Source organism: Corynebacterium aurimucosum (genome assembly GCF_046895345.1).
GTDB classification, from domain to species: Bacteria; Actinomycetota; Actinomycetes; order Mycobacteriales; family Mycobacteriaceae; genus Corynebacterium; species Corynebacterium aurimucosum_G.
Map to the genome: position 1 here is coordinate 40448 of NZ_CP160096.1, position 17828 is coordinate 58275.

Here is a 17828-nt window from a genome sequence, read left to right on the forward strand (position 1 = left end):
GTCGGTCGCCTTCGCCGTGCTTCTTAAGAGCCGAAGCCAACGAAGCGGGTGGGAACCGCAGGCTCGTCGCGGGTGAGCGCTAGGCCTTCCCATGGCAGGGTGGTGATGGCCTGAGCCAGATACTCGCGGGATTCTTCGAGGGTAGGCAGGTTGTCGAGGATTTCGCCGTCGCGCATGAGCGGTACCGTCATCTCGCGGGTGCGCAGCGTGCCCGTGTCTGGGTCCTCGGCGGAGAAGGGGAGCACGAGTTCCTCGACGGCCACCCCCGAGGAACGGTAGGTGCGCAGAGAGCGCTTAGCCCCGCCCTGCGATTTCTTCGAGGAGGAGCGCTTGGCTACTGGGTGGCCATCGACCTCGACGACCTTGTACACCATGCTGGCGGTTGGCGCGCCCGAGCCAGTAACCACTGAGGTACCCACGCCATAGACATCGACGGGGTCGCCGCGCAGGCCGGCGATGGCAAACTCATCGAGGTCGGAGGAGACCACGATTTTGGTGTTGTGGTTGCCCAAGTCATCGAGCTGCTTGCGCACGCGACGGGTGACCGCGGCCAAATCACCAGAGTCGATGCGCACGCCGCCCAACTCGGGGCCGGCGACGCGCACGGCGGTTTCTACGCCCTTGGTGATGTCATAGGTATCCACCAACAGGGTGGTATCGACGCCGAGCGTTTCGATCTGCCCGCGGAAAGCCGCCTCCTCATTGGGGGTGCCGTCCTCGTTGACGTGCGCCAGCGTCCACGCATGCGCCGCAGTGCCGGAGACCGGAATGTCGTAGCGGTAGCCGGCTTCCAGGTTGGAGGTGGCCTGGAAACCTGCCAGGTAGGCGGCGCGGGCAGCGGTCACGGCGGCGTATTCGTGAGTGCGGCGCGAACCCATCTCGATGATGGGGCGGCCATCTGCAGCCACCACCATGCGTGAGGCCGCAGAAGCCACTGCGGAATCGGAATTCATGATGGACAGAATCACCGTTTCCAGAATCAGGCATTCACCAAAGGTTCCGCGCACGGTCAACAGGGGCGAATTGGGGAAGTAGAGCTCACCTTCGCGGTAGCCATCGATGTGTCCAGAGAAGCGGTAATTGGCCAGGTATTCCTTGGTTTCTGCATCAAGGAAGTCCATCTCTGCCAGTTGTTGGGCGGTAAAGCGGAAGTCCCGGACTGCGCGAAGTACGCGTTCGGTGCCGGCCACGACACCATAGCGCCGCTCGTTGGGGAGGCGGCGGGCAAATACCTCGCAGGCCACTTGGCGGTGCGCGGAGCCATCGCGCAACGCTGCCTCCAACATGGTCAGCTCGTATTTATCCGTAAGGAGAGCCGTAGAACGATCGCTAGGTCCGAACCCAGAATCCTGGGTGTTGTCTGAGATAGTAGTCACATCGAAGATGCTACTCAGGGAGCTCTGAAAAATCAGCTCTTCTATTCCTCAAGCTGAATGACAACGTAGACCTCACCGTCGTTATAAGCCACTCCAACGGCTGCGGTGGTCATCCGGCGGTCTCGTAGGGCGGCAACATGATCGCCGGACTTGCGGATGCGTTCCATAAATTGAAAGCCGCTAGCCTCCTCCAAAGGCAGGTGGTCCTGAACCATCTGCACATTTTCTTCCGATGGCTCTTCCGTCTTGGTCACCGCGTTGCACTCCGCCTTTTCGCGGGCAGCGGTTTGGCGTTCGATCCACGGCACCAGAGGGGCCTGGCCGTCTTCCTTGCGCCACCTGTTGATCGCCACCACCAAATCCTGCTGGATGGTAGCTAGCTGGTCTTGCACGGGGCCGTCGGGAAGCTCGTAATCACAGGCTGCTGGCGCGGGAGTTTCTGGCTCCTGCGAGCTGCCGTCCTCGGACGGAGTGGTCAGACTGATTACGGCAGTTATGAGCGTGCCGCCGAGGACGAGCACGGTGAGGATGCGCTGCAGGAGGAGCACGACATCCTCCTTCGCCGGTTGGCGTCCCGCGAGAATGTCAGTAACGGCTGGGGGAAGGGTGAAAGAATTCATCGGTGCCACCTGGAAACGACAATCAGGTCAGAAGTTGATGACAGTATAACCGCTCGCTACCGGAAAAAATTTGGCTAGGGTAGAGGACATGAAAGCGCACAAAGAAACGTCCGCGGGTGTGGTTATGAGTTCGCCCATGGCCACCCCGGAGCTGGATGAAGCGATTGAGGTCGACGTCGCCACGAGCGAAAACCTGCCGTGGATGTGCATTGTTTGGGATGACCCAGTCAACCTAATGAGCTATGTTTCCTACGTGTTCCAGACTGTGCTGGGCTATGACAAAAAGCGCGCCAACGAGCTGATGATGCAAGTCCATACCGAAGGTAAGGCGGCAGTCTCCTCAGGTGAGCGTGACAAAGTCGAAGCCGATGTGAAGAAACTGCAAGTCGCCGGCCTGTGGGCCACGATGCAGCAGGCAGGATAAGAGTATGCAGGCTTGGAAAAAGAAAAAGTCCTTCATGCGTGGCGCGAAATACACGACTGTTTTCGAGCCCATGGAGCGCGAAGTTTTAGGTGATCTCACCGCAACCGTCTCCGAGGCCATCATTGCCCGCGCACAATCGGCCCCCAAGGATGAGCTGGCGGACATGCTCGACATGCCCACCGGCCACACCGAAGCACCGGAGGATCCATCGCTGGCCCGCCTTTTCCCCGACTTCAAGAAGGCAGGGGATGAAGAGTTCGACGGCGATAATTCACTGCTGCGTTCGCTGTACGAAAATGACATCGCGCGCGCCAAGCTGGAAAACCTCCAAGTGATTAACACCGCGCTGGGGCCCACCGGCGGGGTAGAGGTGGCTATCAGCGAGGAAGAAGCACATGCCTTCCTCGCAGGGCTCAATGACCTGCGCCTCTTCATCGCCGCCGGGGACGTGCCGGAGGATACCCCTGGAGCGGACCGCGATACGCTCGTGGAATGGCTGGCGTTCTGCCAGGATTCGCTGCTCGACGTCATCATGGATTAGCACCGTGCAGACTCTCCCCGACATGGGCTTTTCTGTCGGTCACGTCACGCGTGAGGACACCGGCGTCACCGTCGTTTACTGCGGTGAACAAGGTGCCGTGGCTGGCGTCGATGTGCGCGGCGGAGGCCCCGGCACCCGCGAGACGGATCTGCTGGAGCCGCACAACACGGTTGAGCGCGTTCATGCTCTTGTCCTTGCAGGCGGTTCGGCCTTTGGGCTGGCAGCAGCGGATGGTGTCATGCGCGGGCTTGAGGAAGCGGGAATTGGTTTCCCCGTCTTTGGGGAGGAGAGCCCCGGCCCCCGCGTACCCATTGTGCCAGGCGCGGTCATTTTTGATCTGCTCGCTGGCCCACAGCGCCCCACGGCGGCAGATGGTCAGGCGGCTCTACGCGCCGCGTTGGCAGGGCACGACGCTACGAGCGGCAGCGTGGGCGCAGGCACCGGCGCCTGCGCAGGCAAGATCAGAGGTGGGGTGGGGACCGTGCTTATCGATGTCTCCCCGTTCACCGTCGCCGCGGTTGTTGTAGCCAACCCGGTGGGGCAGGTGATTGATGCTGAGACTGGGCGTTTGTTTGGCGCACCGGACGCGCCGGCCGTGGACGCTAAGCGGTTTGCCGCGGCCCGCAGCCTGGCTGAATCTTTCGCAGAGGCTTCTCAACTAAACACCACCATTGGCGCGGTGTTGACCGACGCCCCGTTAACCAAGGCCCAAGTAAAACGTCTTGCTTTAGCGGGCCACGACGGCATCGCCCGGGCGGTTCGCCCGGCGCATTCCCCACTGGATGGAGATACGCTTTTTGCCGCCGCCTCCGGAACACAACCTGCGGAGCAGGGGATCGGTGCTGCGGAGTTGGCGTCGTTAAGCGCCGCCGCTGCCGATGCCGTGGAGGCAGCCATCGTCGATGCCGTGGTGAGCGCAACCCCGGGGCTGGGATTGGAGGCGTATTCCTCGCTGCGCGCTTGCTAAAGTTGGAGTCATTATGACGACGAGTGGACCTTTTGGCCAGCAGCATTCGCATGGGCCCAACCCCTTCCGGCCCCGCCCGGCAGCCCCCGGGGCGGGGCAGCAGCCTGTTCTCAACACGGGGGATTCGAAGAATTACACTCGGGCCGGACGCCTGAAGACGGCAGCGTCTTTAACGGTGGGCTTCCTAGTCGTTGAGTGGGTTATCCACATCATCAACTTCCTGTTTTTTGGCAGCGAGCTGGGTCAATACGGCATACGTCCACTGGATTTTAATGGCATCTGGGGGATTTTCACCGCTCCGCTACTCCACGCGAACTTTGAGCACCTCATCGGAAATTCACTGCCCGGTGCCGTCTTTTGTTTCCTGATCGGCCTCTCAGGCCGCAAGGCATGGTGGGAAGTTATCATCATCGTGGTACTCATCGCTGGCATCGGCACCTGGCTGTTGGGCGGGCCGGGGACCTCGCATATTGGTGCCTCGGGCATGGTGTATGGCTGGCTGGCCTACCTCATCGTTCGGGGAATCTTCAACCGTTCCCTGGGTCAATTTCTCGTCGGCGTGGGGTTGGGCTTTGCCTATTCCGGTCTCATCTGGGGCGTGTTGCCTATCTATGAAGGAGTCAGCTGGCAGGGGCACCTTTTCGGTGCCATCGGTGGCATCGTCGCGGGAATGGTGATCACCTCCGATGACCCGATTAAAAAGGTTAAGCCCGCGCCCGAAGGAGTAACGCGCTAATGCCTGATGCAACATCTCCCATCGGGATTTTTGACTCGGGCGTGGGTGGCTTGACCGTTGCGCGCACCATCATCGAGCAGCTTCCCGACGAATCCATTATCTACATCGGCGATACCGCCCATGCTCCCTATGGCCCGCGCTCCATCGCCCAAGTGCGTGAGCTGTCCACCGCGATTGCCGATGAGCTCGTGGAGCGCGGCTGCAAGATGCTGGTGATTGCCTGCAACACCGCGACGGCCGCCTTTTTGCACGACGCCCGGGAGCGCTATGACATTCCGGTCGTGGAGGTTATCCGTCCGGCTGTACGCCGTGCCATCGCCACCACCCGCAACGGAAAAATTGGCGTGATCGGCACGGAGGGCACCATCAATTCAGGTGCTTATCAAGATCTTTTTGCCGTCAATCCGAATGTCGAATGCGAGGCGGTGGCCTGTCCTGATTTCGTGAATTTTGTCGAGCGCGGCATTACGGCTGGGCGCCAGATCCTTGGCGTGGCGGAGGGCTACCTGGCGCCGTTGCAATCGGCGGGCGTCGATACGCTCGTTCTTGGCTGCACACATTATCCGCTGCTGACGGGCGTCATCCAGCTCGCCATCGGAGATAACGTCACGTTGGTGTCTTCGGCGGAGGAGACTACGAAGGATGTCCTACGTACCCTCACAACCACGGACATGCTCGCCCCAGCGGGACAGGTGCCCACCCGCAGTTTCGAGTGCACCGGTGATCACGCGGCCTTCGAGCTCTTAGCCACGCGTTTCTTGGGACCCAAGATTTAGTCCTGGTGAAGATGTACAATCGACCCAAATCCCGCATCCCCCGTTGTTTCGTGGAACTATTGAACGCATGAAGCTGACCATCCTAGGCTGTTCCGGCTCGGTGCCCACTGTGGGTAATCCGGCCTCTGGCTATCTCTTGTCTTTCCCCTCTGCTCCGTCCATCATCATGGACTTGGGCCCGGGTACGCTTGCACGCCTGCAGGAACTTCAGGATCCTTGCGATGCACACGTGGCATTAACTCATCTTCATGCCGATCACTGCCTGGACTTTCCGTCTTTGATGGTGTGGCGGCGCTTCCACCCCACAGCACCCGCGGCGTCCCGCAATTTCTGCCTCGGGCCCAGTACTACCGAAACCCACCTGGGCCGCTTGTCCTCTGATGCTCCGGACGGGGTGGATGACATGAGCGATACGTTTGCGTTCAGCCCCTGGGTGGACCGCGAGCGCCAGCTTGTTGACGATGTCTATATCACCCCCTTCCGCACAGTTCACCCGGTCGAGACATACGCCTTGCGGGTCGAACACACTAAAACCGGTGCAACCTTGTGCTATTCAGCTGATTCGGCTTATACGCCCGCGCTCGTCGAGGCTGCCCAGGGCGTGGATGTTTTCCTCTGTGAGGCCGCATGGGGCGAGACCTCGGAGGACAAGGCCCCGGATATGCATATGTCGGGGGCAGAAGCCGGGCGCTTGGCGCGTGAGGCGGGCGTGAAGAAGCTGGTGCTCGTGCACCTCCAGCCTTGGGGTGATGCTGCCGCCACTTATACCGCAGCTGCCCGTGAGTTCGACGGTGAGATCGTCGTCGGTGCCGCCGGTATGGAGCTCGACTTTTAGCACGCACGGTAGGGTAGGAGGCATGACTGATTTCACTCGTGCCGATGGTCGCGCGCTCGACCAACTCCGTAGCGTCCGCATTACCCGCAACTTCACCACCAATCCGGCTGGGTCGGTCTTGGTGGAGTTCGGCAACACCCGAGTTATGTGCACGGCTTCCGTGGAATTTGGGGTGCCGCGCTTTAAGAAGGATTCCGGCGAGGGCTGGTTGACGGCCGAGTACGCCATGTTGCCTGCGGCCACCCACGATCGCATGCCGCGCGAGTCGATGAAGGGCAAGGTCAAGGGCCGCACCCACGAGATTTCCCGGCTGGTGGGGCGTAGCCTGCGCGCAGCGGTTGATCTCTCCGAGCTGGGGGAGAACACCATCCAGCTGGATTGCGATGTGCTGCAAGCAGACGGCGGCACACGCACGGCGTCGATTACCGGCGCGTATGTGGCGCTGGCTGATGCGATTGCTTACCTCAAGGAGGAGGGCGTCGTCCCGGGCGAGCCGCTGCTGGATCCTATTGCCGCTGTTTCCGTCGGCATCGTCGACGGTCACGTGTGCCTCGACCTGCCCTATGAAGAGGACTCCCGCGCGGAGGTTGATCTCAACGTGGTGATGCAGGAAGGCGGAGACTTCGTCGAGATTCAGGGCACCGGTGAGCACGGCCTGTTCGGCCGCGCGGAGCTTAACGACATGTTGGACGTGGCCCAGGCAGGTTGCGCCCAGCTTATCGACGCTCAAAAGGCGGCCCTCGGATGGTAAAACTCCTCGTCGCTTCGAATAATGCCAAGAAGCTCAAGGAGCTGGAGAAGATTCTCGCCGATGCCGGAATCGCAGGCATCGAGCTGCTCCCGTTGTCCGCAGTGGAAACCTACCCGGAGCCTGTGGAAGACGGCCGCACCTTTGCCGATAACGCGCTGATCAAGGCGCGCGCCGGGGTACAGCACACCGGTTTGGCCACGATCGCGGATGATTCTGGCCTCGCGGTGGAAGAACTCAACGGCATGCCGGGTGTGCTCTCCGCTCGGTGGTCGGGCGGTCACGGAGACGATGAAGCGAATAACCAGCTGCTGCTAGGACAGATGTCCCATGTACCCGCTGAACGTCGCGCGGCTGCCTTCGTGTCGGTCTGCGCGTTGGTGACTCCGGATGGGCAGGAACACGTGGTGGAGGGCCGCTGGACTGGCTCCTTGCTCACCGCCCCACAGGGCGAAAATGGCTTTGGTTACGATCCCCTCTTCCAGCCCGAAGGCGAATCCCGCTCTGCCGCGGAGATGTCCCCGGAGGAGAAGAACGCTGTCTCGCACCGCGGCCGCGCGCTGGCGCAGCTGCGTGAACCCCTAGCGGCGCTTGCCGGCCAAGCCTAAGCATCCGCCGGGCCATGACCGCAAGCCCGGCATCCGCGAGCTGGGCTGGCTCGCCGAGCGCTGTGACGACAAGACCCCGCACGGAAACCGCGCGGGGGTCTGACTATGTGCGCCCGGTGAGACTTGAACTCACACGTCATAAGACACTAGAACCTAAATCTAGCGCGTCTGCCAATTCCGCCACGGGCGCGGGTTTAGTTGCTGCGGAGCACTCTTTGCTCCACGCAACGTTCACTAGCCTACAGGGCAGCAGCCCATAGACGGAAATCCACTTTTCCGGGCGTGGTGGGTAGGCTGTTGAGAGTGAGCACCAACCCAGCACCGAAAAAGCGGATGAAGGTTCGATGGTGGCACATCGTCCTCATCGTGATCTTTGTCGTGCTCTTTTTATTCCTTGCTTATTGGCAATGGACGCGGTTCCGCTCCGGTTCGGGAACCTTCCAGAACTTGGGATACGCCTTCCAATGGCCGCTGTTCGCGGTATTTGTTGTTTACGCTTACCGCACTGCCATACGCTACGAGAATGAGCGAATTGATGCCGAGAACGAAGCACTCGAGCGGGGAGAAGAGCCAGCCCAGTATGAGGCAGAGAGCGTGCGCGCGGCCAAGGAGCACACCGCGACTAAAATCGACGAAGATTTCCTACCGTCTCGCCCACAGATTGATGTGGACACCTTTAACGCTATGAACAAGCAGCGCCGCCGTCGCGGCACTGAAGAGGAGTATTAATGAGCAACTCAGTCAACAACGCTGTCCATCCTGACCGCCAGGCGCGTATCCGTGGCCCGCTGAAGTTCTTTTCCATTGCCGCCACTATCACCGGTATTTTTCTTCTCATTCTTGTTGCGCGCATGATTCTGCAATACGGCGTGGGGATGGAGATGCCATCCTGGGCCACGCTCATCGCCCAAGCACACGGCGTGGCCTACATGGTCTACCTCGTGTCCATCCTGGTCCTCGGTCCGCGTGCCATGTGGCCGGTAAGCAAGCTTTTCACCACGGCGCTCGCCGGCGTTGTGCCGTTCTTGTCCTTCTGGATGGAGCACAAGCGCCGCACTGAAGTTGTTGAGCAGTTCCAGCTGTAGGTAGGTATGACGAGCCGCAAACTGAGCACCACACTTATCGCGATTGTGGTGCTTCTTTCACTCGCTTGCGCTGGCTTGGGTGTGTATGCCGTACGCCAGCCGAACGAGATTTATAGCGCCCCAGTTCAGTCCACTAATACTCAGGTGGTCAACGCAGTCGAACGTCAAGAGCAAGTGGTCTTGCTCAGCCTGGGCATCCAGGGGCTGGCGGAGAAATCCTCTGTCGGCGAAGTATTTGGTGTACGCGTCCCGTGGACCGACCGCACCCAATTTGTGCAGTATTCCTACAAAGCCAAGCTCGGTATCGAAGGCAAGGACGTGCGCGTCACTGAGACCGGCGAGCATGCCTACACGGTCCATATCCCGGACTTCATTTTTATCGGGCATACCGATGAAGAGTTTAAGACCGCAGTGGAAGATAACGGCGTGCTCAGCTGGACCACCCAGCCACTCGACGCCGCCTCGACAGTGTCAGATGTCCTCAGCGCCGATAAGAAGCGCAAGGACATCAACGACAACCGCGAGCTCCTGCAGGACCAAGCTCGCAGCTTTTATGAAGGCATCATTCGCGGAGTAGATCCTGAGGCCCAGGTCACCATGGAGTTCAGCTAATCCTCACTCTGAGTGCCCTCTTTCGTGGAATGAACTACATCTACGTGGAATGAACTACGTTCATTCCACCTCCGTGAACTTGCGGTCCCAATAAGCCCGCACCGGGTTAGCGTCCGCAAGGAGGATATCGAAGCGGTCATTGGCAATCTCGATGATTTTGCTCAAGACCACGCGCTGTTCCAGCTCATCCGAGTTGGACAAGCGGCGCACGCCCGCATCGATGACGCGATCGGCCGAGTCATTGGTGTCTAGGTACGCCACAAATGGCATGTCGAAGCGTTCGCGGTAGGCCTGTGAGACGTCGATAAGCTGCTGTGTCTGAACGTCGTCGAGGTCATCCAGAGCCAAGGAACCGCGGTCAGCAGAGATAGTGGCGGCGGTGTCGGAATCGGCAAGCAGTAGCTCATCCATCGCGGGGTAGTCGTGGATCAGGGCACGGCGCTGCTCGCCGGGGGCAGTGAGGACCGTGACCTGGATTGCTTCGCGCAGCTGGCTGACATCTTGGAAGGGGCGCAGCTCCCAGGCAGCTTCGAGCGGCCAGGTTTCGTTGTTGAAGAGCGGGCGCAGCGCACTGACGAAGCTGTCGCGGTCCATGTCGTTGAGCTCCTTGAGCGAGACGCCGGCGCCGTCGAGACGGCTGACATCATCGCCAGACTGCGAGCCGACGTGGAAGAACAGCAAGTTGAGCAAAATCGCCGTGATAGCGCCGATGGACATTCCGGAGGAGACAAAGATCTGCGCCCACTCCGGGAAGGCGGTGGCCACGTCCGGCTTGAAGGTAACGAGCATGGCCAGTCCCAGCGCGGTGGTAACGATGGCGGCGTTGCGGCCATCAGTAATGTCTTCCTTCGCAATGGTCTGCAGGCCCGCCCACGCAACGTTGGCAAACAATGCGAGGGAGGCGCCGCCGAGCACCGGGGAGGGAATAGCCGCCACAACAGCTGCGGCCTTGGGCAGCAGGCCCAGAATGATCATGAAGCCCGCTGCGGACACGGCTACCCAGCGGGATTTCACACCAGTCAGGCGAACCAAGCCGACGTTCTGCGCGAAGCAGGTGTAGGGGAAGGAGTTCATCACGCCACCAAGGGTGGTGGAGAGACCATCGGCGCGAATGGCGCGCACCACGTCATCGCGCTTGATGCGCTTCTTCACAATCTCACCGGTGGCGAAGACATCGCCGGTGGTTTCCACCATGGTGATGATCATGACGATGATGAGGGAAAGAATCGCCATGATGTCGAACTTCGGCATACCGAAGTAGAAAGGTGTTGTCATACCGATGGCATCGGCTTTACGCACGCCGTCAAAGGACGTATCGCCCAGTGCGAAGGCCACGCCAGTACCGATGACCAAACCAAGCAGCACAGACAGAGTACCCAGGAAGCCGCGGAAGAAACGCTGCACGATGATAATGATGGTGAGCGTGCCGAAGCCATAGAGCAGATCGCGTGCGGCCGGAACCCCGTCCGCGTAATTGACAAAGTCATTTGCTGAGACCGCCAGCAGCGACGTGCCCATCACCAGAAGCACGGTGCCGGTGACAATTGGGGGGAAGTACTTGAGCACGCGTCCAAAGACCGGCGCAGCAAAGAAAGTAAAGATACCGGCAGCAATAATCGCGCCATAAATCGTCGGCAGCGGCTGGTCGCCAGCGCTCATGCCGATGGCAATGATCGGGCTTACCGCCGTGGTGGTCACACCCTGGATGATGGGAAGGCGGACACCGATGTGCTTGCCGACGCCCACCGCCTGGATCAACGTCGCCAGACCACAGGTCAACAGGTCTGCATTGATGAGGTGAATCGTGGTGGCCTCATCGAGGCCCAAGGAACCAGCGATAAGCAGTGGCACGATGACCGCGCCGGCATAGAAAGCGAGAACGTGCTGGAGTCCGAGTGCCGCCAGCTTGGGCGCCGGCGGGACCACATCAACGGGGTGGGTTGGGGCAGTGGCAGGGCTAGCGGTAGCGGCGGTGTGAGACACGCAAAGAGCTCCTTGCTGAAGGGCGAGATGAGGATACTGCGCATAACAATAGAGTGCGGCGCGGACAGGCACCAAGAACTCGCCCGAAAGGTGTGGGAAAGGCCACGTCAGGGGGTGATTTACCCCCGCATCCAACCGTACGGCCGTTACCTATGAGAGAGCTGACCTGTGTGGTGCTAAAACCAGCCCGTTCGGTGGCGCGGGGCACGCATGTGCCGATGTGAGGTTATGCGTTTGTCCCCCTACTATGGGCTACAGAGAGGGGTTCGGTGACGATACGTGTTGACCGAATTGCCCGTGAGCCGAAGTCACCTACAACCCTTCTGCGACTAAGTGTTTACGCGTCGTGTGAACTATGAAGGGAGTCAATATAGTGACCACCGCAACGGAACAGTCTGTGCAGTTCGAGGCATGGAAGGGCTTTGAGCCCGGCCCGTGGACTGAAAACATTGACGTTCGTGATTTTATCCAGCGAAACTACACCCCCTATGACGGGGACTCTTCCTTCCTCGCTGGGCCCACCGAGAAGACGCAGCGCGTGTGGGATCATTTGGAGAAGAACTATCTTTCCGTCGAGCGCCAGAAGCGCATCTTCGATGTGGATACCCACACCCCGAGTGATATCGATGCTTTCCCGGCTGGGTATATCTCCGAGGATGATGATGTCATCGTCGGTCTGCAGACGGATACTCCGCTCAAGCGCGCCATGATGCCCAATGGTGGATGGCGCATGGTCAAGCAGGCCATTAAGGAAGCCGGCAAGGAAACCGATCCGGAGATCGAGAAGATCTTCACGCGTTACCGCAAGACCCACAACGATGCGGTCTTCGATATCTATACCCCGCGCATCCGCGCAGCGCGTTCCTCCCACATCATCACCGGCCTGCCGGATGCTTATGGCCGCGGCCGCATCATCGGTGACTACCGCCGCGTGGCTCTCTATGGCGTGGACTACCTCATCGCCGAGAAGGAAGCATCCAAGAGCGCGGTGGGAGACCTCGGTTTCTCCGAGCACTGGGCCCGCTACCGTGAGGAGCACGCCGAGCAGATAAAGGCCCTGAAGAAGCTCAAGATCATGGCTGAGTCTTATGGCTTCGATATCTCGAAGCCGGCGAAGACTGCCCACGAGGCCGTGCAGTGGACTTACTTTGGCTACTTGGCCTCCATCAAGTCCCAAGACGGTGCAGCGATGTCCATCGGCCGCCTTTCCGCCTTCTTCGACTGCTACTTCGAGCGTGACCTTGCTGCTGGACTCATCACTGAGGAAGACGCCCAGGAGATCATTGACCAGCTCGTGCTCAAGCTGCGCATCGTGCGCTTCCTGCGCACCGAGGACTATGACCAGATTTTCTCCGGTGACCCGTACTGGGCTACCTGGACCGATGCAGGCTTCGGCACTGATGGCCGCCACCAGGTCACCAAGACCTCCTTCCGCCTGCTGCAGACCTTGATTAACCTGGGCCCATCACCGGAGCCGAACATCACCATCTTCTGGGATCCGCAGCTGCCGGCGGGCTACAAGGAATTCTGTGCCCATATCTCGATTGAGACCTCTTCCATCCAGTACGAGTCCGATAAGCAGATTCGTGAGCAGTGGGGCGATGACGCTGCGATTGCGTGCTGCGTGTCCCCGATGGCCGTCGGCAAGCAAATGCAGTTCTTCGGCGCCCGCGTGAACGCCGCCAAGGCCCTGCTCTACGCCATCAACGGCGGCCGCGACGAGGTCAGCGGCAAGCAGGTCGTGGATGGTTATGAGCCTATCCAGGGCGATGGCCCGCTCGACTTTGACGAGGTCTGGCAGAAGTACGAGGAGATGCTGGATTGGGTCGTCGGCACCTACGTTGAGGCCCTGAACATCATCCACTACTGCCACGACAAGTACGCTTACGAGTCCATTGAGATGGCGCTGCACGATTCCGATATCGTGCGCTCCATGGGCTGCGGTATCGCCGGCCTGTCCATCGTGGCTGACTCGCTGTCCGCCATTAAGTACGCCAAGGTCTACCCGGTGCGCGATGAGACCGGCCTCATCGTGGACTACAAGACGGAAGGTGACTTCCCCTTCTACGGCAACGATGATGACCGCGCCGATGATATCGCCGCCACCATCGTCCACACCGTCATGGCGAAGATTAAGGCCATCCCGATGTACCGCAACGCCATTCCGACCCAGTCGGTGCTGACCATTACTTCCAACGTGGTCTACGGCAAGGCAACTGGTTCCTTCCCGTCCGGCCACGAGGCAGGTACCCCGTTCGCCCCAGGCGCTAACCCGGAGAACGGCGCGGATAACCACGGCATGGTTGCCTCCATGCTGTCGGTGGGCAAGTTGGACTACAAGGATGCCCTCGATGGCATCTCACTGACCAACACCATCACCCCATCCGGATTGGGCCGCACCCCGGAGGAGCGCATCACCAACCTGGTGGGCGTCCTCGATGCCGGCTTCATCATGGATTCCGAATAGACCACTTCCACACCACTTCCCAAGGAGAACACATCATGGCAACCCCAACTTTTGACGAGCGCCTCGCCACCATGAAGGCCAACCGCACCGCCAACAACATGGACTCGGGCCTCTACCACGCCAACATCAACGTCCTGGACAAGTCCACCTTGGAGGACGCCGTTGAGCACCCGGAGAAGTACCCGAACCTCACGGTCCGTGTTTCCGGCTACGCGGTGAACTTTGTGAAGCTCACACGCGAGCAGCAGCTGGACGTTATCTCCCGCACCTTCCACCAGGGTTCCTAAATGGCAGATGGCATTACCGGCGTCGTGCGTCTTTCTCCTGAAGAAGGGGAGAAGGTGCGCGGCGCCGCCGCCGGTTTAGGAACGGACAATGACCTCGACGGTTTTACCCGCTCGGAGCTGATGCAGGCTCGCCGCTCCGGTGATGTCGCGCTCGTGCATTCTTGGGAGCTGGTTACGGCTGTTGATGGCCCCGGAACCCGCATGACCATGTTCATGTCGGGCTGCCCGTTGCGCTGCCAGTATTGCCACAACCCTGACACCATGGAGATGAAGGTTGGCACCTTGGAGCGCATCGAGGATGTGGTCAAGCGCGTCAAGCGCTATAAGCCCGTCTTCAAGGCTTCAGGAGGTGGTCTGACTTTGTCGGGTGGCGAGGCGCTGTTCCAAATCGCCTTCACCCGGCGCCTGCTCAAAGAGGTCCATGACGCCGGTATTCATACGACGATTGACACGTCGGGATACCTCGGCGCGCGCCTGCGCGATGAGGACATGGACAACATCGACCTGGTTCTCTTGGACGTCAAGTCTGGTGACGAAGAGACCTACAAGGAAGTCACTCGCCGCGAGTTGCAACCCACGATCGACTTCGGTGACCGTCTCAATGAGATGGGCAAGCCGGTGTGGATTCGCTTCGTGGTCGTCCCTGGCCTGACAGACTCCCCAGAAAACGTCGCCAACGTTGTCAAGATTGTCTCCCGCTGGAAGAGCAACGTCGAGCGCGTCGAGGTCCTGCCTTTCCACAACATGGGCGCGGACAAGTGGCGCGAGTTGGGCTATCCCTACACTCTCGAGGACACCAAGCCGCCGAAACCGGAAGATGTTGAATCTATCCGCGATGCGTTCCGCGAGGAGGGTTTCGTGGTCTACTAGAAGCATGAAACGCTTCGGCCACACCATCAAGGAACACACCATCACCGTCCCCTGGGACTATGACAATCCCGCCGCGGGGGAGTTCGAGCTCTACGCCCGGGAAATCATCCCGCCCGGCGGTGAGAATTACCCAGCGCTGCTCTATAACCAGGGCGGGCCGGGTTTTCCCGCGCCAAGGCCGACGGGTGCTTCCGGACTCATCGGGAAGGGTTTGGAGCGCTACCGCTGGATCCTCATGGACCAGCGCGGCACGGGTCGCAGCCACCGCATTGATGAGCTGAGTCCTGCCGAGGACCGCACCGCACAGCGCTTGGCCCAACTGCGCCAGGAAAACATCGTGCGCGATGCCGAACACCTGCGTGAGCACCTGGGGGAGGAGTCCTGGGATCTCTTTGGTCAGTCCTTCGGCGGCTTCATCATCACGGCCTATGCTTCGATGTTCCCGGAGTCTATCGGCCGAGCCTTCCTCACCGGTGGCCTTCCTACCCTGGCCAAGGGTGCAGATGATCTCTACCGCACGACTTTTGCCAAGCTCAAGGTGCGTCACGAGCGTTTCTATGCCCAGTTCCCGTGGGCTAAAGCGCGCGTCGAGGAAATCCTCCACCACCTAGACAACTCGGAGGAGCTACTTCCGACAGGGGAGCGCCTGTCTGCGCGCCGCTTCCGCACTATCGGAATTGAGTTGGGGCGCGGCACTGGCTTCGATTCTTTGGGCTACCTGCTGGAGGAACCTTTCCGCACCGTGGGTGGGGAGAAGCGCTTGCGTTCGGACTTCCTCAACGACGTCGGAAGCCGCGTGAGCTTCCAGGCTGGCCCGCTGTACGCGGCCATCCATGAATCTATCTACGGTGGCGTCGGCGGCCAGGCCGTCACCGGCTGGGCTGCGCACCGCATGCGTGAGGAGTTCCCCGAGTTCGCCGAGGATGGTACCTATCTCACTGGTGAGCACATCTTCCCCTGGCAGTTCGATGAGGATCCGGCGCTGCGCCCCTTCAAGCAGGCCGCCGAGGAGCTCGCCGCCCACGAGTGGGCAAGCTCTCCGTATGACGCCGCTGCGCTTGCCGCCGCACCCGTTACCGCCTCCGCCGCCATCTACTTGGACGATATCTTCGTGCCCTTCGAAGACTCCCTGGCTACAGGAGAGACCTACCGCGACTTGCGCCCAGTGGTGACCAACCGCTTCCAGCACAACGGTATTAGTGAGGACGGCGCGGGGATTTTGGGCGAGCTCTTCCGCGCGGCTGATGAGCGATAAGAGTGCTCCGAGAGCTCTCGGGGAATGTTCTTTCTCGAGATGTGGTGGTGGTCACCGTATGGCACACTGGTTAGGAAAACCTTAACCGAGCAGAAAGGATAAGCCTATGGCCGGTCTCATCGTCATTGGCGTGATTCTCCTCATTATTATTGCCACTGCCTTCGACGGTTTCTTCATCGTCCGGACGAAGGAGGCCGCCATCATTGAGCGGATGGGTAAGTTCGTGAGCGTTGCTCACGCGGGCTTGCACTTCAAGGTGCCTTATGTCGACCGCGTGCGCGCCAAGATTAGCCTGCAGATCCGTCAGCTCGATGTCATGGTGGAAACCAAGACCAAGGACAACGTCTTCGTCCAGATCCCCGTTGCCGTGCAGTACGAGGTAGTTCAGGGCAGCGAGCGTCAGGCTTTCTACACCTTGTCCAACCACGAGCAGCAGATCGTGGCCTATGTGCAGGACAACGTCCGTTCCTCCGTGGCGAACATGAACTTGGATGATTCTTTCTCTTCCAAGGACACCATCGCCCGCAACGTAGCGATGTCCCTGCGCGATAACATGGCCGCCTACGGCTGGAACTTCGTCAACACCCTCGTAACCGATATTCGCCCGGATGCCCGCGTGCGCGAGTCCATGAACTCTATTAACGCCGCACAGCGTGAGCGCGAGGCTGCCGTGGCGCAGGCAGAAGCTGAGAAGATCCGTGTGGTCAAGGAAGCCGAAGGTGCGGCCGAGGCCAAGAAGCTGCAGGGCCGCGGTGTGGCTGACCAGCGTAAGGAAATCGTCGAAGGTATTGCCCAGCAGTACGAGTTGCTGCGTGCTGCCGGTGTGCAGGAGAACCCCGAGACCCTCATGCTGGTCTCCCAGTACCTTGACGCCATGGTGGACGTGGCCGACCGCGCCCACACCAATGTGCTGTACATGCCGTCTAACCCGGGCGGCATGCAGGATCTCTTCGGCGGTATGCGCGATACGCTGCTGTCCACTAACGCTATTAACGAAGCCCCGAAGCCGAAGGTGCCGGCCGGCGAAGCAAAGCACAGCCGCGAGGATGCCGCCACGGAGCGTCGCCGTCGTGAGGAACAGGAGCGCCGCGAGCGGGATGAGCGTGCCCGCCGCGATGCTGAGATGATGGAGCAGGCGCAGCGCGCACAGCAACAAGCACAGGAGCACGTACAGAACGCACAGCAGGGCCAGGGCTTTGGTCAGTTCTCGGGTTTCCCGGCCCCGCCGCAGGGCAATAACCAGCCGCAGAGCGCGCGCGACTACTTTGATCAGTTGCGCAATCAGCTCAACAAGGGCAATAACTAAGCACATTCAAAACCACATGAAGAGGGCCTTTCCGCAGCTTGGGAAGGCTCTCTTTTCGTTGCCCTTCCACGCGAAGATGGTCAACATCATGATGGCGCCGGTGAAGATGTCGGGAACGGAGAAAGCAACGGAGGTCGCAACCGGAATGATGGAAGTGCGCAGGGCGTGCTTGCGAATGGCTTGGGAACGGGTCAGGCCCTTTGCCCGTGCAGTGCGCCCCGGAATTCCGATCGTGGAAAACTAAGCTCCAGCGTTAGGTGCGGATGAATATTATGCGCATAATTTCGGGGGTAGCCGGAACGCACCCGCAACGCTTAAAACACATTAAGGGG

19 protein-coding genes, 1 tRNA gene and 1 pseudogene are annotated in these 17828 nt (G+C 60.2%); 16 read left to right on the forward strand and 5 right to left on the reverse strand.

The genetic code is table 11. The features are described from left to right. Positions 1-23: 23 nt before the first annotated feature. Together ABZS45_RS00200 and ABZS45_RS00205 are read right to left on the reverse strand one after the other, a co-directional pair. Entirely contained in the window at positions 24-1376 is a 1353-nt protein-coding gene (locus ABZS45_RS00200; protein ID WP_070443364.1) for a nicotinate phosphoribosyltransferase, read from the reverse strand. A gap of 41 nt (positions 1377-1417) precedes the next feature. Beyond that, positions 1418-1996, reverse strand: a complete 579-nt coding sequence (locus ABZS45_RS00205; protein ID WP_412100146.1) for a hypothetical protein — start codon at positions 1994-1996, stop codon at positions 1418-1420. An 88-nt stretch (positions 1997-2084) separates the two neighbouring features. On the opposite strand from ABZS45_RS00205, the gene clpS reads away from it, so the two are divergent. The 8 genes from clpS to rdgB all read left to right on the forward strand — a co-directional run bounded on the left by clpS (position 2085) and on the right by rdgB (position 7631). After that, positions 2085-2420 (forward strand): ATP-dependent Clp protease adapter ClpS, encoded by a 336-nt coding sequence (clpS, locus tag ABZS45_RS00210; protein WP_012715272.1) that lies wholly within the window; start codon positions 2085-2087, stop codon positions 2418-2420. 4 nt (positions 2421-2424) lie between these two features. Next, a complete protein-coding gene (locus tag ABZS45_RS00215) occupies positions 2425-2961 on the forward strand; it encodes a DUF2017 domain-containing protein (RefSeq protein WP_412100147.1) in 537 nt (178 codons plus the stop codon). 22 nt (positions 2962-2983) lie between these two features. Beyond that, positions 2984-3928 carry a P1 family peptidase gene (locus ABZS45_RS00220; protein WP_412101113.1) on the forward strand — a complete coding sequence of 315 codons (945 nt, stop codon included), beginning with the start codon at positions 2984-2986 and terminating at the stop codon, positions 3926-3928. A gap of 13 nt (positions 3929-3941) precedes the next feature. Next, on the forward strand, positions 3942-4664 hold the full coding sequence (locus tag ABZS45_RS00225) for a rhomboid family intramembrane serine protease (RefSeq protein ID WP_395419193.1): 723 nt from the start codon (positions 3942-3944) through the stop codon (positions 4662-4664). Further along, positions 4664-5440, forward strand: a complete 777-nt coding sequence (murI, locus tag ABZS45_RS00230; RefSeq protein ID WP_070443374.1) for a glutamate racemase — start codon at positions 4664-4666, stop codon at positions 5438-5440. Before ABZS45_RS00225 ends, murI begins: the two co-directional genes overlap by 1 nt. 67 nt (positions 5441-5507) lie before the next feature. Further along, positions 5508-6275 (forward strand): MBL fold metallo-hydrolase, encoded by a 768-nt coding sequence (locus ABZS45_RS00235; protein WP_311522159.1) that lies wholly within the window; start codon positions 5508-5510, stop codon positions 6273-6275. Positions 6276-6297: 22 nt separating this feature from the next. Next, positions 6298-7026, forward strand: a complete 729-nt coding sequence (gene rph, locus ABZS45_RS00240; protein WP_070443378.1) for a ribonuclease PH — start codon at positions 6298-6300, stop codon at positions 7024-7026. Continuing rightward, complete coding sequence (gene rdgB, locus ABZS45_RS00245; RefSeq protein WP_070645922.1) at positions 7020-7631, forward strand: RdgB/HAM1 family non-canonical purine NTP pyrophosphatase; 612 nt, start codon at positions 7020-7022, stop codon at positions 7629-7631. The genes rph and rdgB overlap by 7 nt, the downstream gene beginning before the upstream one ends. A gap of 108 nt (positions 7632-7739) precedes the next feature. On the opposite strand, the gene ABZS45_RS00250 is transcribed toward rdgB, so the two are convergent. After that, positions 7740-7821: transfer RNA gene (locus ABZS45_RS00250), tRNA-Leu, on the reverse strand. A gap of 143 nt (positions 7822-7964) precedes the next feature. Here ABZS45_RS00250 and ABZS45_RS00255 point away from each other — a divergent pair. From ABZS45_RS00255 to ABZS45_RS00265, 3 genes are read left to right on the forward strand one after another with little or no spacing between them, the layout of a single operon-like run. Next, complete coding sequence (locus ABZS45_RS00255; protein ID WP_070645924.1) at positions 7965-8360, forward strand: hypothetical protein; 396 nt, start codon at positions 7965-7967, stop codon at positions 8358-8360. Next, positions 8360-8716, forward strand: coding sequence for a DUF3817 domain-containing protein (locus ABZS45_RS00260; protein WP_070443384.1), 357 nt, complete (start codon positions 8360-8362; stop codon positions 8714-8716). Before ABZS45_RS00255 ends, ABZS45_RS00260 begins: the two co-directional genes overlap by 1 nt. A 6-nt stretch (positions 8717-8722) precedes the next feature. Next, positions 8723-9328 (forward strand): hypothetical protein, encoded by a 606-nt coding sequence (locus ABZS45_RS00265; RefSeq protein ID WP_070443386.1) that lies wholly within the window; start codon positions 8723-8725, stop codon positions 9326-9328. Positions 9329-9388: 60 nt separating this feature from the next. On the opposite strand, the gene ABZS45_RS00270 is transcribed toward ABZS45_RS00265, so the two are convergent. Next, complete coding sequence (locus ABZS45_RS00270; RefSeq protein WP_412100148.1) at positions 9389-11311, reverse strand: solute carrier family 23 protein; 1923 nt, start codon at positions 11309-11311, stop codon at positions 9389-9391. Positions 11312-11666: 355 nt separating this feature from the next. Between ABZS45_RS00270 and pflB the strand changes: the two genes are divergently transcribed. The 5 genes from pflB (at position 11667) to ABZS45_RS00295 (ending at position 17496) form a co-directional block, all read left to right on the forward strand. Beyond that, complete coding sequence (pflB, locus tag ABZS45_RS00275; RefSeq protein WP_412100149.1) at positions 11667-13778, forward strand: formate C-acetyltransferase; 2112 nt, start codon at positions 11667-11669, stop codon at positions 13776-13778. Between the two features lie 35 nt (positions 13779-13813). After that, on the forward strand, positions 13814-14065 hold the full coding sequence (gene grcA2, locus ABZS45_RS00280; RefSeq protein WP_039676708.1) for an autonomous glycyl radical cofactor GrcA2: 252 nt from the start codon (positions 13814-13816) through the stop codon (positions 14063-14065). Continuing rightward, on the forward strand, positions 14066-14935 hold the full coding sequence (pflA, locus tag ABZS45_RS00285; protein ID WP_070443392.1) for a pyruvate formate-lyase-activating protein: 870 nt from the start codon (positions 14066-14068) through the stop codon (positions 14933-14935). A 4-nt stretch (positions 14936-14939) separates the two neighbouring features. Then, positions 14940-16190: an alpha/beta fold hydrolase gene (locus ABZS45_RS00290; RefSeq protein WP_070645929.1), complete on the forward strand. Its 1251-nt coding sequence runs from the start codon at positions 14940-14942 to the stop codon at positions 16188-16190. 106 nt (positions 16191-16296) lie between these two features. Next, the gene (locus ABZS45_RS00295; protein ID WP_070645931.1) at positions 16297-17496 is read left to right on the forward strand and encodes an SPFH domain-containing protein; all 1200 of its coding nucleotides are present in this window, start codon (positions 16297-16299) and stop codon (positions 17494-17496) included. 60 nt (positions 17497-17556) lie between these two features. Here the strand turns inward: ABZS45_RS00295 and ABZS45_RS00300 are convergent. Beyond that, positions 17557-17712: pseudogene (locus ABZS45_RS00300) on the reverse strand (ABC transporter permease subunit); the annotation flags it as partial. Positions 17713-17828: the final 116 nt, after the last annotated feature.